Source organism: uncultured Phycicoccus sp., from assembly GCF_947495705.1.
Lineage (GTDB): Bacteria > Actinomycetota > Actinomycetes > Actinomycetales > Dermatophilaceae > Phycicoccus.
Genome location: NZ_CANLZR010000005.1, coordinates 165,774 through 182,618, shown reverse-complemented (window position 1 = coordinate 182,618; position 16,845 = coordinate 165,774). Strand labels below are relative to the sequence as shown.

General features: G+C 74.5%; 17 protein-coding genes. 13 read left to right on the top strand and 4 right to left on the bottom strand.

The genetic code is table 11. The features are described 5' to 3' along the window. Positions 1 to 5 precede the first annotated feature (5 nt). A complete protein-coding gene (locus Q0963_RS09475) occupies positions 6 to 635 on the bottom strand; it encodes a nitroreductase family protein (RefSeq protein WP_299445175.1) in 630 nt (209 codons plus the stop codon). Between the two features lie 54 nt (positions 636 to 689). Between Q0963_RS09475 and Q0963_RS09470 the strand changes: the two genes are divergently transcribed. The 4 genes from Q0963_RS09470 to Q0963_RS09455 are packed head-to-tail and all read left to right on the top strand — an operon-like array spanning position 690 to position 5,827. After that, positions 690 to 3,356, top strand: a complete 2,667-nt coding sequence (locus tag Q0963_RS09470; protein ID WP_299445174.1) for a GNAT family N-acetyltransferase — start codon at positions 690 to 692, stop codon at positions 3,354 to 3,356. Between the two features lie 35 nt (positions 3,357 to 3,391). Further along, positions 3,392 to 3,982, top strand: coding sequence for a DUF5998 family protein (locus Q0963_RS09465; RefSeq protein ID WP_299445173.1), 591 nt, complete (start codon positions 3,392 to 3,394; stop codon positions 3,980 to 3,982). A 4-nt stretch (positions 3,983 to 3,986) separates the two neighbouring features. Further along, entirely contained in the window at positions 3,987 to 5,138 is a 1,152-nt protein-coding gene (locus tag Q0963_RS09460) for an alkaline phosphatase family protein (protein WP_299445172.1), read from the top strand. 11 nt (positions 5,139 to 5,149) lie between these two features. Further along, a complete protein-coding gene (locus tag Q0963_RS09455) occupies positions 5,150 to 5,827 on the top strand; it encodes a thymidine kinase (protein ID WP_299445171.1) in 678 nt (225 codons plus the stop codon). A gap of 35 nt (positions 5,828 to 5,862) precedes the next feature. On the opposite strand, the gene sepH is transcribed toward Q0963_RS09455, so the two are convergent. Continuing rightward, positions 5,863 to 6,975: a septation protein SepH gene (gene sepH, locus Q0963_RS09450; RefSeq protein WP_299445170.1), complete on the bottom strand. Its 1,113-nt coding sequence runs from the start codon at positions 6,973 to 6,975 to the stop codon at positions 5,863 to 5,865. A 107-nt stretch (positions 6,976 to 7,082) separates the two neighbouring features. On the opposite strand from sepH, the gene Q0963_RS09445 reads away from it, so the two are divergent. The 7 genes from Q0963_RS09445 (at position 7,083) to Q0963_RS09415 (ending at position 11,879) form a co-directional block, all read left to right on the top strand. Then, positions 7,083 to 8,186, top strand: coding sequence for a ferrochelatase (locus tag Q0963_RS09445; protein WP_299445169.1), 1,104 nt, complete (start codon positions 7,083 to 7,085; stop codon positions 8,184 to 8,186). Further along, positions 8,186 to 9,058 (top strand): inositol monophosphatase family protein, encoded by an 873-nt coding sequence (locus Q0963_RS09440; RefSeq protein WP_299445168.1) that lies wholly within the window; start codon positions 8,186 to 8,188, stop codon positions 9,056 to 9,058. The genes Q0963_RS09445 and Q0963_RS09440 overlap by 1 nt, the downstream gene beginning before the upstream one ends. A gap of 147 nt (positions 9,059 to 9,205) precedes the next feature. Continuing rightward, complete coding sequence (locus Q0963_RS09435) at positions 9,206 to 9,505, top strand: DUF4193 domain-containing protein (RefSeq protein ID WP_299445167.1); 300 nt, start codon at positions 9,206 to 9,208, stop codon at positions 9,503 to 9,505. A 20-nt stretch (positions 9,506 to 9,525) separates the two neighbouring features. Further along, positions 9,526 to 9,984 (top strand): dUTP diphosphatase, encoded by a 459-nt coding sequence (gene dut, locus Q0963_RS09430; protein WP_299445166.1) that lies wholly within the window; start codon positions 9,526 to 9,528, stop codon positions 9,982 to 9,984. A 37-nt stretch (positions 9,985 to 10,021) separates the two neighbouring features. Further along, complete coding sequence (locus tag Q0963_RS09425; RefSeq protein ID WP_299445165.1) at positions 10,022 to 10,804, top strand: DUF3710 domain-containing protein; 783 nt, start codon at positions 10,022 to 10,024, stop codon at positions 10,802 to 10,804. Beyond that, the gene (locus tag Q0963_RS09420; protein ID WP_299445164.1) at positions 10,804 to 11,163 is read left to right on the top strand and encodes an OB-fold nucleic acid binding domain-containing protein; all 360 of its coding nucleotides are present in this window, start codon (positions 10,804 to 10,806) and stop codon (positions 11,161 to 11,163) included. Before Q0963_RS09425 ends, Q0963_RS09420 begins: the two co-directional genes overlap by 1 nt. Further along, entirely contained in the window at positions 11,160 to 11,879 is a 720-nt protein-coding gene (locus Q0963_RS09415) for a DUF3159 domain-containing protein (RefSeq protein ID WP_299445163.1), read from the top strand. Before Q0963_RS09420 ends, Q0963_RS09415 begins: the two co-directional genes overlap by 4 nt. 10 nt (positions 11,880 to 11,889) lie before the next feature. On the opposite strand, the gene Q0963_RS09410 is transcribed toward Q0963_RS09415, so the two are convergent. Together Q0963_RS09410 and Q0963_RS09405 are read right to left on the bottom strand one after the other, a co-directional pair. Further along, entirely contained in the window at positions 11,890 to 12,582 is a 693-nt protein-coding gene (locus Q0963_RS09410; protein ID WP_299445162.1) for a TrkA family potassium uptake protein, read from the bottom strand. Between the two features lie 19 nt (positions 12,583 to 12,601). Beyond that, complete coding sequence (locus Q0963_RS09405) at positions 12,602 to 13,267, bottom strand: TrkA family potassium uptake protein (protein WP_299445161.1); 666 nt, start codon at positions 13,265 to 13,267, stop codon at positions 12,602 to 12,604. Between the two features lie 137 nt (positions 13,268 to 13,404). On the opposite strand from Q0963_RS09405, the gene Q0963_RS09400 reads away from it, so the two are divergent. Both Q0963_RS09400 and Q0963_RS09395 read left to right on the top strand, forming a co-directional pair. Then, entirely contained in the window at positions 13,405 to 15,360 is a 1,956-nt protein-coding gene (locus Q0963_RS09400; RefSeq protein ID WP_299445268.1) for an APC family permease, read from the top strand. Beyond that, positions 15,357 to 16,673, top strand: coding sequence for a class I SAM-dependent RNA methyltransferase (locus Q0963_RS09395; protein ID WP_299445160.1), 1,317 nt, complete (start codon positions 15,357 to 15,359; stop codon positions 16,671 to 16,673). The genes Q0963_RS09400 and Q0963_RS09395 overlap by 4 nt, the downstream gene beginning before the upstream one ends. Positions 16,674 to 16,845: the final 172 nt, after the last annotated feature.

The following is a 16,845-nucleotide window of genomic DNA, read 5'->3' as shown; positions in this document are numbered from 1 at the left end:
CATCCTCACAAACCGCCGTCCGGGCGCTGCCACGACACTCCGAACCGGCCCACGTGGACGACCTCGTCGACGCCCCGGCGGGGCCGGGTCCGCGCCGACCCGGACGTCCGGCCGGCCTCGTACCCGAGGGCGACGACCCCCACGATGCGCCGGTCGGCCGGCACGTCCAGGGCGCCGCGGACGGCGTCGTGGCGCCCGGCCGGGACCCCGAAGAAGAGCGCGCCGAGGCCGGTGTCCTCGGCGCCGAGCAGCAGGATCATCGCCGCCATCGCGGTGTCGGTGTCCCAGTACGGCACGGGCCACCGGTCGGGGGAGCGGTCCGTCCAGCCCTTGTCGGGCTCGGCGTACCGGTCGAGGTAGGCGTCCGGGTGGGACAGGCACAGCACGAGGGCCGGGGCGGCGGAGACCCCGCGCAGCCAGGCGTCCGGCGGGCCCGGTTCGGCCGCCGCGGCCCAGAACGCCTCCCGGTCCAGCGGGTCGAGGAGCACGACGAAGTCCCAGCCCTGGCTGAACCCCGCGCTCGGGGCCCGCACGGCGAGGGCGAGCAGGTCGCGGACGACCCCGCCCGGCACCGGGCGGTGCTCGTCGAACCGGCGCACCATCCGCCGCCGCCGGACCGCGTCCCGTAGCTCCACGCAGGCCAGTCTGCACGTCACGTCCCCGACATGTGGGGGTGGCAGGATGGCGCCATGGAGGACGGGACGCTCCCCCCGGGGTACCCGGTCGAGTGGGAGGCGGACGTCGTCCTGCGCGACGGGACCGTCGCGGGCCTGCGCCCGATCCGCCCCGACGACGTCGACGGCATCCACCGCTTCCACGCGGCGCAGTCCGACGAGTCGATCTACCTGCGCTTCTTCGCCCCGCTGCGCCGGCTCTCGGATGCCGACGTCCACCGGTTCACCCACGTCGACTACGTCGACCGGGTCGCGCTCGTCGTCACGATGCGCGAGGAGATCATCGGGATCGGCCGGTTCGACCGCATCGACGCCGGGACCGCCGAGGTCGCCTTCAACATCAGCGACCACTACCAGGGCAAGGGCATCGGCTCGGTCCTGCTCGAGCACCTCGCGGCGATCGCCCGCGACCTCGGCATCGCCCGCTTCACCGCCGAGGTGCTCCCGCAGAACCGCCGGATGCTCGACGTGTTCTCCGACGCCGGTTACGAGGTGGCCCGCCGGGTCGAGGACGGTGTCGTCGAGGTCGGCTTCGACATCGAGCCCACCGACCGCTCGCGGGCCGTCGAGATGAGCCGGGAGCACCGCGCCGAGGCCCAGAGCCTGCGGCGGCTGCTCAACCCGGCGACGATCGCGGTCGTCGGGGCCAGCCGCAGCCGCGACACCTTCGGCGGCCAGCTGCTCGACCGGCTCCTCGAGTCGGGGTTCACGGGCCGGGTCGTGCCCGTCAACCCCAAGGTCAAGCGGCTGCGGCGGCTCACGGCGTACCCCTCAATCCTCGCCGTCCCCGGGCAGGTCGACCTCGCGATCATCGCCGTGGCGGCCCCGGCGGTGCTCGACGTCGTCGACGAGTGCGCGGAGGCGGGGGTCAAGGCGCTGCTCGTCGTCTCTTCGGGCTTCGCCGAGGCCGGCCCCGAGGGCGCGGCCAGGCAGGTCGAGCTCGTCCGCCGGGCCCGGGGGGCCGGGATGCGGGTCATCGGCCCGAACTCCTTCGGCATCATCAACAACGACCCCGCGGTCCGGCTCAACGCCTCCGTCGCGCCGACGCTGCCACCGTCGGGCCACCTGGGGCTCTTCTCGCAGTCGGGGGCGCTCGGCATCGCGGTGCTGGCGTCGGCGGCCCGGCGCAACCTCGGCATCTCGACCTTCGGCTCGGCCGGCAACCGCGCCGACGTGTCGGGCAACGACTTCATGCAGTACTGGATCGACGACGACTCCACCGAGGCCGTGGGGCTCTACCTGGAGTCGATGGGCAACCCCCGCAAGTTCTCACGGATCGCCCGCAAGCTGGCCCTCATCAAGCCGGTCATCGTCGTGAAGTCGGGGCTGTCGCGGTTCGGGGTGCCCCCGGGGCACACGGTGCGCGAGACCAAGGCCCGGCCCGAGGTGTTCTCCGCGATGCTCAGGCAGGCCGGGGTCATCCGGGTCGAGAACGTCCACCAGCTCTTCGACGTGGCGCAGCTCGTCGTGCACCAGCCGCTGCCGCGCGGGCCGCGGGTGGGCATCGTCGTCAACTCCGACGCCCTCGGCGCGCTCACCGCAGACGCGTGCACCAGCTGGGGGCTCACCGTCACCCGCGGCCCCGTCACGCTGCGCAGCGAGGCGACCGCCGAGGACTTCCGCAGCGCCCTCGACGACGCGTTCGCCGACGACGACGTCGACTCCGTGCTCGCGGGCTTCATCCCGCCGCTGGCCACCGGCGACGCCGACGTGGCCGCCGCGGTACGGGACGCCGCCTTAGGGGCCGACAAGCCGTGCGCCGCGACGTTCCTCGGGCTCCGGGGCGTCGACGACGGCCACTCCTCGGTCAAGGGCACCGGTGGGGCGCGCGGGGCGGTCCCGGTGTACGCGATGCCCGAGGACGCCGTGCGCGCCCTCGTGGCCGCGACCCGCTACGGCCAGTGGCGGGCCCGCGACCACGGCACGCCGGTGGCCCCGGTGGGCATCAACCGGCGGATCGCCGAGGACGTCGTCGGCACGGTGCTCTCGGTGACCCCGCAGGGCCGACGGCTCACCCACGACGAGGCGGCGGCGCTGCTCTCGGCGTACGGCATCGAGGTCTGGGGCCAGCACGACGTCGAGACCGTCGACGACGCCGTCGCGGCCGCGGAGCGGCTCGGCTGGCCGGTGGTCCTGAAGTCGGTCGCGCCGATGGTGCGCCACGAGGGCAGCAGCGGCGGGGTGCGGGTCGACCTCGACGACGAGCACGCGCTGCGCACGGCATGGGCGTCGCTCACCGAGTACCTCGCACCGCTGCGGGCCGACTCGTTCGTCGTCCAGAGGATGGCGTCCCAGGGGGTGCCGTGCGTCATCACCTCCGAGGAGGACCCGCTGTTCGGGCCGGTCATCGGGTTCTCGGTCGCCGGGCTGCCCACCGAGCTCCTCGACGACGTCGCCCACCGCATCCCGCCGCTCACCGACGTCACCGTCTCCGAGCTCATCTCGTCGGTCAAGGCGGCCCCCGTGCTCCACGGCTACCGCGGGCGGACCCCCGTCCACCGGGCGGCGCTCGCCGACCTCATCGGGCGGGTGTCTGTGCTGGCCGACGACATGCCCGAGGTCGCCTCGCTCGTGCTCAACCCGGTCAACGCCCACCCGGGCGGGGTCGAGGTGCTCGGGGCCGAGATCGTCCTCGCCCCGGCGCCGCGACGGATCGACCCGGGCCGCCGGTCCCTGACGTGACCCGGCGCCGGCCCCCGGGGCGGCACAATGGCCCCATGACCCGCGCCCACCACGCTCCCGTCCTGCCTGCGGCCCTCACCGCGTCCATCGAGCGGGCGGGCTACTACCCGGCCCTCGTCGCGGACGTCGTCGCGGCGGCTCTCGGGGACGAGCGCGTCGACAACCACCTCGTGCACCTCGAGACGACGTTCGACCGCGACGTCGTGCGCCGCCACATCACCGTGCTCGTCCTCACCCCGACCCGGCTGCTCATCGCCCACGCCGACGACCACGCCGACGAGCCGCCGGCGCCGCAGGAGGTCGCCACCGCCACGACCGAGGCCATCCCGCTCACCACCGTCAAGGGCGTCATGCTCACGCACGTCGTCGCGAGCCCGGGGGAGTACGTCCCGGGGAGCCTCGGCCGCGAGATCACCTTGACCCTCGGCTGGGGCACCGTCGCGCGGGTCGACCTCGTCCCGGCGTCGTGCACCGACCCCGACTGCGACGCCGACCACGGCTACGAGGGGACGATCACCGGCGACGACATCGCGCTGCGCATCTCGGCCGCCGCCGACGGCGACGACAAGCTCGCCGGCGCCCTGTCGTTCGCGCGGGACCTGTCGGCCGCCATCGGCCAGGGCTGACCCGGTGCCGGGGCCCGTCGCGCCGCCGTACGCCACCGGGAGCCTCGCCGACGTCCTGCCGAGCCTCGCCGCGAGCCTGGGGGTCCCGGCAGCGTCCGGCGACCGCGGCCGGCCCCCGGCGTTCGGCTTCCCGCAGGCCCGGCGCGGGGTCGTCGTCCTCGTCGACGGTCTCGGCGCGCGCCAGCTGTCGCGGCGTCTCGGCCACGCCCCGTGGTTCCGGGCGCACGTCGACCTCGGCCGTACCGTGACCGCCGGGTTCCCGTCGACGACCGCGACCTCGATGGGGACCTTCGGCACCGGCACGCCACCGGGAGCCCACGGGATGCTCGGGTACGAGGTGCTCGTCCCCGACGAGGACCGGGTGTTCAACGAGCTGTCGTGGGAGGACGGCCCGCTGCCCGAGCGGTGGCAGCCGCATCCCACGTGGTTCGAGCGCGCGGCGGCCGCGGGGCTCGACGTGGTCCGGATCGGGCCGGGCTTCTTCGACGGGTCGGGGCTGACCCAGGCGGCCCTGCGGGGCGGGCGGTTCCGGGCGGCCGAGTCGCTCGCGGCCCGGGTCGACGCCGCGCTCGCGGCGGTGCGGGCGACGCCGCGCAGCCTCGTCTACCTGTACTGGGGTGAGGTCGACAAGCTCGGCCACGTCCACGGCCCGGAGTCCTTCGAGTGGACCGAGGAGCTGGAGTCCGTCGACCGCGAGCTCGCCCGGCTCGCCGCCGGCCTGCCCGACGACGCCTCCCTCACGGTGACCGCCGACCACGGCATGCTCGCGTGCCCGCACGAGACCCGGGTCGACGTGGCCGACGAGCCGGCGCTGCGGGCCGGGGTGCGCCACCTCGGCGGCGAGCCGCGGGCCACCCACGTGTACTGCGAGCCCGGGGCGAGCGCCGACGTCGCGGCCGCCTGGTCGTCGCTGCTCGGCGACCGGGCCTGGGTGCGCACCCGCGACCAGGCGGTCGCGGCCGGGCTCTTCGGGCCGGTCGACCCGGCCCACCTCGCCCGGATCGGCGACCTCGTCGTCGTCGCGGACGGCGACTTCACGATCGTCGACTCCGCGCGGATGCGCCCGCAGCTGCTCGCCCTCCGCGGGATGCACGGGGCGCTGAGCGGCGAGGAGCTCGACGTGCCGGTGGTCCACCTGCCAGCCCGCGTCGCCTAGGGTTGACGCTCGTGGCTGCGCTGGTCTTCTTCTCGGGAACGATGGACTGCGGCAAGTCGACCCTTGCGCTCCAGATCGACCACAACCAGCGGGCCCGCGACCGGTCGGGCCTGATCTTCACCAAGCTCGACCGGGCCGGCGAGTCGGTGCTGTCCTCCCGCCTCGGGCTGGAGACCCGGGCGGTCGAGGTGGGGGACGACCTCGACTTCTGGGACGTCGTCGTCGAGTGCCTCACGGCCGGGGCGCGGGTCGACTACGTCATCTGCGACGAGGCGCAGTTCTACACCCCGGTCCAGGTCGAGCAGCTGGCCCGGCTCGTCGACGAGCTGGGCATCGACGTGACGGCGTTCGGCATCACCGCCGACTTCCGCACCGAGCTGTTCCCCGGGTCCCGCCGCCTCGTCGAGCTCGCCGACCGCGTGGAGGTGCTCCAGGTGGAGGCCCTGTGCTGGTGCGGCCGGCGGGCCACGCACAACGCCCGCATCGTCGACGGCGTCATGGTCGTCGAGGGGGAGCAGGTGGTCGTCGGTGACACGACCGCGGCGTCGACGGGGATCGTCGAGTACGAGGTGCTGTGCCGGCGGCACCACATGCGCCGGATGAACAGCCACGCCGCCCGGGCGGCGTCGCCGACGCCCGACACCCTGCCGTTCGACCTCGACGCCTGCCCGGTGCCGCCCCGCGCCTGACGCCGGGACCGGCCGCAGGCACCGCGGCGAGCGGGTCAGGCGGGGCCGGAGCCCTTGGTGCCGAACACGATGTCGTCCCAGGCCGGGACGCTCGGCCGGCCACGACGGCCGCCGCCGGAGCGGGAGCCGGAAGATGCCGCGGCGTCGTCCTTGGCGGTGGTGGTCTCGTCGTCGTCGGCGGACCGCTCTGCGGTGGGCCGGGGAGCGGCCGGCTCGTCGTCCTCGGGCCAGCCGCCGATGAACGCCGTCGACCTGGTGCCCCCCTCGACGTGGTCGCCGACCCGCTTGCGCTCCCGGGTGGCCGGGGGCGGTGGTGCGTCGGCGAGGTCGCCGGCCAGCTGCTCGATGGGCAGGGCGTCCTCGCGGGGCCCGTCGTCGCCGGGGGTGTGCGCGGGGGAGGAGCGGCGGCGGTGCCGGCGGCCGCGGGCGCTGTGCTCGCGCATCGCGGCCATGAGGTCGATCGGCTCGTGCGGCTCGCGGCGGCGCGGCGCGGCCGGCTCGAGGCCGCCGTCGGCGTCGACGTCGTACACGTCGAGGTCACCCGGCGTCGGGGCCCGGTGCGGGGTGGGGATGAGCCCGGACGTCGACTCCTCGCTGAGCCAGCGCGCCTCGTCGTTGGTCGGGGCGACCGAGCCGCCGAGCGGCTCGTAGTGCCAGGCCGCGGTGCGCTGCCGGCCACCGGCGGCGAACGTCATCGTCAGCTGCCAGACACCCTCGGCGTCGCGGGCGGAGTCCCACTCGATGTCGTCGCGGTCGACGCCGCGGTCACGGAGCCGCTCGGAGACCCGCTCCTCGAGGGTGACCGGACCCGGCCCCCGGGTGCCGACGGCGCACTCCCGCGCCTTGCGGGCGACGTGCTCGCGCTCGGCGAGGATCGGGCCCTCGAAGCGGCGCACCTTCTCGAGCGTCCAGCCGGCGCGGTCGGAGACCTCCTCGGCGGACAGGCCCCGGCGGATGAGCGCCTGGACCTCGCGGGGGCGCATGCCGCCCTCGATCTCGATCTGCAGCTGGCCCAGCCGGGGGCGGTCGCGCCGCGCCGCGGCGCGCAGCGCCTCGTCGAGGGGGAGCCGGAAACGCCCGCCGTCCGCGTCCGCGAGCAAGAGGTGGTCCCCGTCCTCGTGGACGCCGATGAGGCGAAGGTCTCGCATGTCGGGCTCCCGGTTACTGGTCGTCGACGACGACGATGCCACCTCCGGGCGTCCAACCCTGGTAGCCCACGCCGGGGCGCGCCGGATTGCCCGGATACCGTGGGCGCATGGCAGGAACCTCCGACCTCTCCCCCTACGACGTCGTCCTCCTGGGGTCCTTCGGGGGACCCGAGTCGGCGGACGAGGTGATGCCCTTCCTGCGGCGGGTGACGGCGGGGCGCAACATCCCCGACGAGCGGCTCGCCGCGGTCGGTGAGCACTACTACGCCCGCGGCGGGCGCAGCCCCATCAACGACCTCAACCGCGACCTCCTCGCCCGGCTGCGGGCGGCGATGGAGCGCCGGGGCCTGACGGTCCCGGTGGTCTGGGGCAACCGCAACTCGGAGCCGTTCTTCGCCGACGCCGTCCACGAGGCGCTCGACGTCGGGGCGACCCGGGTCGTCGCCCTGTTCACCAGCGCCTACTCGTGCTACTCCTCGTGCCGCCAGTACCGCGAGGACCTCGCCGCCGCCGTCGAGGCCGTCGGCCCCGCAGCCGACGGGCTCGTCGTCGACAAGGTGCGCCAGTACGTCCACCACCCGGCGCTCGGCCGGGCCTGGACCGACAACCTGCTCGCGGCGCTGCGCGGTCTGCCCGACCCCGGAGCCGCCCGGCTGCTCTTCGTCACGCACTCCATCCCGGACGCGATGGACGACACCTCCGGCCCCGGCGACGGCGAGGGCAACCTCTACAGCGACCAGCACCTGCGGCTCGCCCAGCGGCTCACCGGCGAGGTCAACGCGACCCTCGGGACGGCCATCGAGGGCGAGCTCGTGTTCTGCTCGCGCTCCGGCCCGCCGACCCAGCCGTGGCTGGAGCCCGACGTCAACGACCGCATCGAGCAGCTGGCGGCCGAGTCCGCCGGGCCGGTCGTCCTCGCGCCCATCGGCTTCGTGTCCGACCACATGGAGGTCGTCCACGACCTCGACACCGAGGCGGCCGAGACCGCCGCCCGGGTCGGGGTGCCGTTCGTCCGGGTGCCGACCCCGCACGACAGCGAGGTGTTCGTCGAGGGCCTCGTCGACCTGCTCCTCGAGCGGGCCGCGGAGGCGCGCGGCGAGGTCGTCGTGCCCGACACCTGGCTCAGCGGCGACGTCCGCCCCTCGGTGTGCGCCCCCGGCTGCTGCCCCAACCTGCGCACGGCCAAGCCGGCGCTCTGCGGGAGCGACTGATGGCCGTTCCTGCGGCACTGCAGGTGCCCGGCGGCGTCGACCCGGCCGAGCTCGAGCGGGTGGCGTGCGAGGTCGCCCGGGACGCCGGGCGTCTCGTCGTCGACCACCGCCCTGCCGACCTCGCCCAGAGCGCGAAGTCGACCCGCACCGACGTGGTCACCGAGATGGACCAGCGCAGCCAGGAGCTCATCCTCGGCCGCCTCGCCGCGCTGCGTCCGCACGACGCGGCGATGGGCGAGGAGGAGGGCGCCCGCACCGGCACCTCGGGCGTCACCTGGGTCCTGGACCCCATCGACGGCACGACCAACTACCTGTACGGCATCCCGCAGTTCTCGGTGTCCGTGGCCGCCGTCGTCGGCGACCCCGCGGTGCCCGGCGCGTGGCGGCCCGTCGCGGGGGCGGTCCTCAACCCGAGCCACGACGAGCTGTTCCACGCGCACGTGGGGGGCGGCGCGCACCTCACGACCGGGTCTGGGACCCGCGCGCTGCGGGCGTCGGCCACCACCGAGCTCGCGCTCTCGCTCGTCGGCACGGGGTTCGGCTACGACGCGGACCGTCGCCGGCGTCAGGCCCGCCTGCTCGTCGACCTCCTCCCGCTGGTCCGCGACATCCGCCGGCACGGGAGCGCCGCGCTCGACCTGTGCTCGGTCGCCTGCGGCCGCCTCGACGGCTACTACGAGACGGGCCTCAACGCGTGGGACCGGGCGGCCGGCGAGCTCGTCGCCACCGAGGCGGGCGCCGTGCTCGGGGGGCTCGACGACGAGGTGGCGTCGAGCTCGCTGCTCTGGGCCGCCGCGCCGGGCATCGCCGGCGAGCTGTCCGAGCGGGTCCGCTCGCTCACCCGGACCCACGTCGCGGACGGGGCCGGCTGAGCCCCCGAGTGTCCACGGACGGACCCGACGTGGCGCCGGCAACGGCAATGGTGCACAATCGCCGCGCACGATGTGGTCCGCGGGCACAAACTCGGGTCGTCGTGCGTTGTCTCGGCCGATTGTCACGACGAAGGGTGGATGTCCACGATGGCAACCGACTATGACGCGCCACGCAAGACCGACGACGAGCTGTCCGAGGACTCCATCGAGGAGCTGAAGACCCGGCGGGTCGACACGCGCGCCTCGAGCGTGGACGTCGACGAGACCGAGCACGCCGAGGGCTTCGAGCTCCCGGGTGCCGATCTCTCCGGTGAGGAGCTCTCGGTGCGGGTGCTCCCGCGCCAGGCCGACGAGTTCACGTGCGCCCGGTGCTTCCTCGTGCACCACCGCAGCCAGCTCGCGAGCGAGAAGTCCGGCGTCCTCGTCTGCCGGGAGTGCGCGGCCTGACCGGCGCGCCCGCACCTGCCGTGGCCACCCCCGTCCCCGTGCGGCGGCTGCACCCCGACGCGCTGCCGCCGCGGTACAGCACCGACGGTGACGCCGGTGCCGACCTCACGAGCGTCGCCGACCTCACCCTGCGACCGGGGGAGCGGGCCCTGGTCCCCACGGGCATCGCCGTGGCCCTGCCCCCCGGCACCGTGGGCCTGGTCCACCCCCGCTCGGGGCTGGCGGCGCGGCACGGCGTGACCGTGCTCAACGCCCCCGGCACCGTCGACTCCGGCTACCGGGGCGAGATCCTCGTCAACCTCGTCAACCTCGACCCCACCGAGGACTTCACCGTCCGGGTCGGGGACCGGATCGCCCAGCTCGTCGTCCAGGAGTACCTCCACGCGGAGTTCTCGGACGCGGATTCGCTTCCGGACAGCACCCGGGGGGACACTGGGCACGGGTCGACCGGGGGATTCGGCGCCGACCGTAGCCCGTGACACCCGCGACCATCCGAGACCCGAGGACCAGACCGCAGTGAGCATCTTCCGCAGGAACAAGGACGCCGCCCGCGACGAGGACGCCGTGGGCACCACCGACGCCGCGAGCACCGCCGACGTCGAGGACGCCGGCACCGACACCAGCGCCGACGCCGAGGCGGCACGCGGCGACGAGGCTGCAGGGCGCACCGACGGGCCGTTCGACGTCGAGGAGGTCGACGGCCGCGGCGGCCGGATCGACCTCGGCGCGATGTGGGTCTCCGGCACCCCCGGCATGGAGCTGCGCCTCGAGGTCGAGCAGCAGACCCAGCAGGTCAACGCGGTCACCGCCGTCATCGGCGACTCGGCCCTGCAGATGCAGGCGTTCGCCGCCCCCCGGTCGAGCGGGCTGTGGACCGAGATCCGGCGTGAGATCGCGATGGCCGTCGAACAGCAGGGCGGCACCGTCGAGGAGGCCGACGGCCCCCTCGGCACCGAGCTGCGCACCCGGATGCCCTCCGCCGGCCCGGACGGCCGGACGGTCTTCGCCCCCGCGACGTTCATCGGCGTCGACGGCCCGCGCTGGTTCCTGCGCGGTGTCCTGTCCGGACGAGCGGCCATCGACGAGGCCGCCGCCCAGCCGCTGCTCGCGGCGCTCCGGGGTGTCGTCGTCGTCCGCGGCGTCGAGCCGATGGCCCCCCGCGAGATGCTGCCCCTGCAGCTGCCCCAGGACGCCCGGCCCGAGACCGACGCCGACGCCGGGACCGGCGACGACGACGAGGACCAGGACGGCGGCCTCGACCCGTTCGAGCGCGGCCCCGAGATCACCGAGGTGCGGTGATGGGGCTGCGTGAGCGCATGCGCGACTTCGCCCGCACCACGATGGAGCAGGAGGCGGACGACCTGCGCGAGCAGTCGTACACCGAGGGCGGCGACGACCTCACCGCCCTGGCCGCCCGCCACCCGGCGTGCGTGTGCGGCACGGTGCGGACGGTGACCCTGCCGGCGCACCGCAGCGTCCCGGCGCTCGTCGCCGAGGTGTGGGACGGCAAGGGCGCGGTGAACCTGGTCTGGGTCGGGCGCCGCGCGATCGGCGGCATCGAGCCGGGCGCGTTCCTGCGCGCCCGGGGCCGGGTCGCGACCGTCAAGGGGATCCCCACGATCTTCAACCCCTCCTACGAGATCATCCCCAAGCAGTGAGCGCCGACCAGAGGGCCACCGAGGCCCCCGTGGCCGAGACGGTCGAGGCGCTCATCCGACACCGCCTCTCGACGGCCCTCGGCGGGTGGCGCGGTTCGGTCGAGACCGCCCTGCCGACCGTCGTGTTCGTCGTGCTGTGGTCGGTCAACGACCACGACGTGCGCACCGCCGCCATCGTCGCGATCGCGGTGGCGCTCGCCCTGGCGGCCGTGCGCATCGTGCAGCGGTCCTCGCTCCAGCACGTCCTCGGGGCGGTGTTCGCGACCGCGATCGCCGCCTTCTTCGCCCTGCGCTCCGGCCGTGCCGAGGACGCCTTCCTGCCCGGCATCCTCACGAGCGCCGCCTACCTCGTCGCGACCCTCCTGTCGATCGTCACCCGGTGGCCTGCGGTGGGGTTCCTCGTCGGCGCGGGGGACCCCCGCGCCAAGGAGGACCCGTTCGCGTGGCGCCGGGATGCCGGGATGGTCCGGGTCTGCGCGCGGCTCACCTGGGTCCTCGTCGGCATGTACGTCATCCGGCTCGCGGTCATGGTGCCCCTGTACCTCGGCGCCCAGGTCGCCCTGCTCGGCGTCGCGAAGGTCGTGCTCGGGTGGCCGCTGTGGGTCGGGGGCATCGCGGTCATGGGCTGGATGCTCGTGGCCGGGCACACCCCCATCGAACCCGGGGCCGGGCCCGGGGCCGACGAGGACGACCCGCCCGTCGCGCCGTCGCGCTGACGGGCCGGCCTCAGACGTCGTCGGTGTCCTCGCGGCGCTGCCGTTCGCCGGGGCTGAGCAGCGACTCCAGCTCGGCCTCGGCCTCGGGGGTCGTGACGAAGAGCAGCTCGTCGAGCGGCTCGAGCGCGTCGTCCCGGCTCGGGGCGATCGGCGCGCCGTCGCGGATGATGCCGGTGAGCACCGTGTCGGCGGGGAACGGCACGTCGCCCACCCGTGAGCCCGCGTAGGGGCTGCCGACCGGCAGGGTCATCTCGACCATCATCGCCCGGCCCTGCTGGAACTCGAAGATCCGCACGAGGTCGCCGACGCTGACCGCCTCCTCGACGAGCGCGGTCATGAGCCGCGGGGTGGACACGGCGACGTCGACCCCCCAGGCCTCGTCGAACATCCACTCGTTCTTCGGGTTGTTGACCCGGGCCACCGTCCGCGGGACGCCGAACTCGGTCTTGGCGAGCAACGACAGGACGAGGTTGACCTTGTCGTCGCCGGTCGCGGCCACGACGACGTCGCAGTCGGCGAGGCCCGCCTCGGACAGCGCCTCGATCTCGCACGCGTCGGCCTGGAGCCAGCTGGCGTCGGGGACCTTGGTCACCCGGTCGCCGTCGGCCTCGCGGTCGACGAGCAGCACGTGGTGGCCGTTGCGGAGCAGCTCGCGGGCGATCGAGCGCCCCACGCTGCCGGCTCCGGCGATGACGACTCGCATGGTCGGTGGCCTTTCGAGGTCAGGAGGTAGAGGGCGGGTCGGTGTCGAGCACCCGCTCGGCGGTCGCGAGGTCGTCGCGCCGGAGCGCGAGATGCAGCAGGTCGCCCTCCTGGTACACGGTGTCACGCACCGGGAGCAGGCCCTCGCCGAGCCGGGTCAGGTAGGCGATCCGGCCGCCGGTGGCGTGCTCGATGTCGCTGACCCGGTGCCCGATCCACGCGGGGGCCACCGGCATCTCGGCGATGATCACCTGCCCGGAGGGGTCGGTGTACTCGGGGACGTGGCCCTGGGGCAGCAGCCGCCGCAGCATCTGGTCGCTCGTCCACTTCACCGTGGCGACGGTGGGGATGCCGAGGCGCTGGTAGATCTCGGCGCGGCCGGGGTCGTAGATCCGCGCCACGACGTGCTCCACCCCGTACTTCTCGCGCGCGACCCGCGCGGCGAGGATGTTGGAGTTGTCGCCGCTGGAGACGGCCGCGAAGGCGTACGCGCCCTCGATCCCGGCCGCCCGCAACGTGTCCCGGTCGAAGCCCACCCCGGTGACGGTGCGGCCCTCGAAGGCCGTGCCGAGCCGTCGGAAGGCGCCCTCGTCCTGGTCGATGACGGCGACCTCGTGGCCGGCCCGTTCGATGGCCCGGGCGAGCGAGGCGCCGACGCGGCCGCAGCCCATGATGACGAAGTGCACGGCGCCGACGCTACTACGACCGGGGTGGCTCCGAACCGCTGTCCGGAACCTGTGCCCGCGCGGGGCCGCGCGTGCTTACAGTTGTCCCCGTGTCCACGCCCGGTCGTCTCGTCAAGCGCGTTCTCCTCGGTCGTGCGATGCGCAGCGACCGGCTCGGCGAGACGCTCCTGCCGAAGAAGGTCGCCCTGCCGGTCTTCGCCAGCGACGCGCTCTCCTCCGTCGCGTACGCCCCGGACGAGATCCTGCTGACCCTCGGCCTCGCCGGCGGGACCCTGGCGCTGACCCAGTCGTGGAAGGTCGCGCTCGTCGTCGTCGTCGTCATGGCCGTCGTCATCGCGAGCTACCGGCAGAACGTGCGCGCCTACCCCTCCGGCGGGGGTGACTACGAGGTGGCGAGCGTCAACATCGGCCCGAAGGCGGGCCTCGGCGTCGCCAGTGCCCTCCTCGTCGACTACGTCCTCACCGTCGCGGTGTCGGTCTCGGCGGGGGTCCAGAACGCCGCGGCGGCGTTCTCCTTCGTCCGGGGTCACGAGGCACTCGTGGCCGTCGGGATCATCGTCGCGCTCACGGCGATGAACCTGCGCGGGGTGCGCGAGTCGGGGTCGGCCTTCGCCATCCCCACCTACCTGTTCATGGTCACCGTCATCGGGATGGCCGTCATCGGCTTCGTCCGGGAGGCCACCGGCACCCTGCCGCTGGCCGAGAGCGCGGCCCTGGAGCTGCGGCCGGAGCCGGGGTACGAGGCACTCGGCGGGCTCGCGATGGCCTTCCTCATCCTGCGGGCGTTCTCCTCCGGGTGCGCGGCGCTCACCGGGGTGGAGGCGATCAGCAACGGGGTCCCGGCGTTCCGCAAGCCGAAGGGCCGCAACGCCGCGACGACCCTGCTGCTCATGGGGGTCATCTCGGTGACGATGCTCATGTCGATGGTGGCGCTGGCCCAGTGGACCGGGGTCAAGTACGCCGAGGACCCGCACCTGCAGCTCGCGAAGGACGGGGTACTCGTCCCCGAGGACTACGTCCAGGACACCGTCATGGGCCAGGTCTCCAAGGCGGTCTTCGACGGCTTCCACCCCGGCGTCGTCCTCGTCTCGGTCGTCACCGGGCTCATCCTCGTGCTCGCCGCGAACACCGCCTTCAACGGCTTCCCCGTCCTCGGGTCGATCCTCGCCCGAGACGGGTTCCTGCCGCGGCAGCTGCACACCCGCGGCGACCGGCTCGCGTTCTCCAACGGCATCCTCATCCTCGCCGGTGCGGCGGCCGCGCTCGTCCTGATCTACGACGCGAAGGTCACGAGCCTCATCCAGCTGTACATCGTCGGGGTGTTCGTCTCCTTCACGCTGTCCCAGATCGGCATGGTGCGGCACTGGAACCGGCACCTGCGGGTCGAGAAGGACGCGCGGACGCGGGCCCGGATGCTGCGCAGCCGGGTCATCAACGGGGTCGGTGCCGCGATGTCGGGGACGGTCCTGGTCGTCGTCCTCGCCACGAAGTTCGTCCACGGGGCCGGCTACGCCGTCGCGGCGATGGGCGTCCTGTTCTTCCTCATGACCGGCATCCGCAAGCACTACGACGAGGTGCGCGACGAGCTGAGCGTCGAGGAGACCGACACCCGCGCCTCGATGCTGCCCTCGCGGGTCCACGCGATGGTCCTCGTCGCGAAGGTCCACAAGCCGACCCTGCGGGCCCTGGCGTACGCCCGGGCAACCCGCCCCTCGGTCCTGGAGGCCGTGACGGTCGCGGTGGACCCGGAAGAGACGGCCGCGCTGCAGGCCGAGTGGGACCGCCGCGACATCCCGGTGCCGCTCAAGGCCCTCGACAGCCCGTACCGGGAGATCACCCGACCGGTCCTGGACTACGTCCGGTCCCTGCGCAGCGACAACCCTCGCGACATCGTCGTCGTGTACGTCCCGCAGTACGTCGTCGGGCACTGGTGGGAGCAGCTGCTGCACAACCAGAGCGCGCTGCGGCTGCGGACCCGGCTGCTCTTCACCCCCGGGGTGATGGTGGCGTCCGTGCCCTGGCGGCTCGCCTCGTCCGAGGGCGCCGAGGAGCGCTTCGACGGGCCGGTCGTCGGCGACGTCCGGCGCGGATGAGCGGCGCCGGCGAGGCCGCCGGCCTCGGGGTCGGCGACGAGGTCGAGGTCGAGGTGGGGCGGGTCGCCCACGGCGGTCACTGCGTGGCCCGGCACGAGGGCCAGGTGCTCTTCGTCCGGCACGCCCTGCCCGAGGAGCGGGTGCGGGCCCGGGTCACCGAGATCGGCGCCGGGTCCCGGTTCGTGCGGGCCGACGCCGTCGAGGTGCTCGGGCCGTCCCCGGACCGGGTCACCCCGCCGTGCCCCTGGGCCGGGCCGGACCGGTGCGGGGGCTGCGACCTGCAGCACGTGGCGCTGCCTCGGCAGCGTGCCCTCAAGGCCGAGGTCGTCGCCGAGCAGATGCAGCGGCTCGCGGGGCTCACCGTCGACGTCGGCGTAGAGCCGGTCCCGGGCGCGGACGACGGGCTCGGCTGGCGGACCCGGGTCGAGTTCTCCGTGCGGGACGACGGGGTCGCGGGGCTGCGCAAGCACCGGTCGCACGAGATCGTCGCCGTCGACCGGTGCCGGATCGCCGCGCCGGGGGTCACCGCCTGCGAGGTCACGGCCCGCGGCTGGCCGGGGCACGAGGCGGTCGACGCCGTCGCGCCGTCGGTAGGGGAGCCGGTCGTGGTGCCGGTGCCGTCGGACCCGGTGCCCGACGTGCGCGAGCGGGTCGTGGCGTCGTGGCTGTCGGCCGCCGCGGGCGCGACGGTCGCCTTCGACCGCGAGTTCACGGTGTCGGCCCGGGGCTTCTGGCAGGTGCACCCCGGAGCCGCGGCGACGTTCCTTGCGGCCGCGATGGCCGGGCTCGACGTCCGCCCGGGGGAGCGGGCCCTGGACCTGTACTCGGGGGTGGGGCTGTTCGCCGCGGCCCTCGGCGAGTCCGTCGGGCCGCGGGGCCAGGTCGTGGCCGTCGAGGCCGACGCCGCCGCCGTGGCGCAGGCGACCGCGGGGCTGGCCGACCTCCCGTGGGTGCTGCCCGTGCAGGCCCGGGTCGACGACGCGTTCGGGGTCCCGCGGCCGACCCGCGGTGGCCCGCGGCGGCGCACCGGCCGGCCTCGCCGACCCACCCGTTCGCCGCTGCTGCCGGCGACCGCCGACGTCGTCGTCCTCGACCCGCCCCGGGTCGGTGCCGGCACCGGTGTGGTCCGTGCGGTCGCGGCGCTCGGCGCGCGGGCGATCGCCTACGTCGCCTGCGACCCGGCGGCCCTGGCGCGCGACACCGCGGCGCTGGTGGCCGCGGGGTACCGGCTCGAGAGCCTCCGGGCGTTCGACGCCTTCCCGATGACCCACCACGTGGAGTGCGTCGCCCACTTCGTGCCGTCGGCGCCCTGACCACCGCCTCCGGCGCTGCCCACCCGTGGCTCACCCGTGGGAGGGGTGCGGGCTCACCCTCGCACCGCGCGCCGGGTCGGGCATAGGCTCGACGCAGGAGACCCGGTGTGGTTAGATATCTTGACGTCAAGATAAATCACGGGACATCGCGCGACGACGCACGAGGAACAAA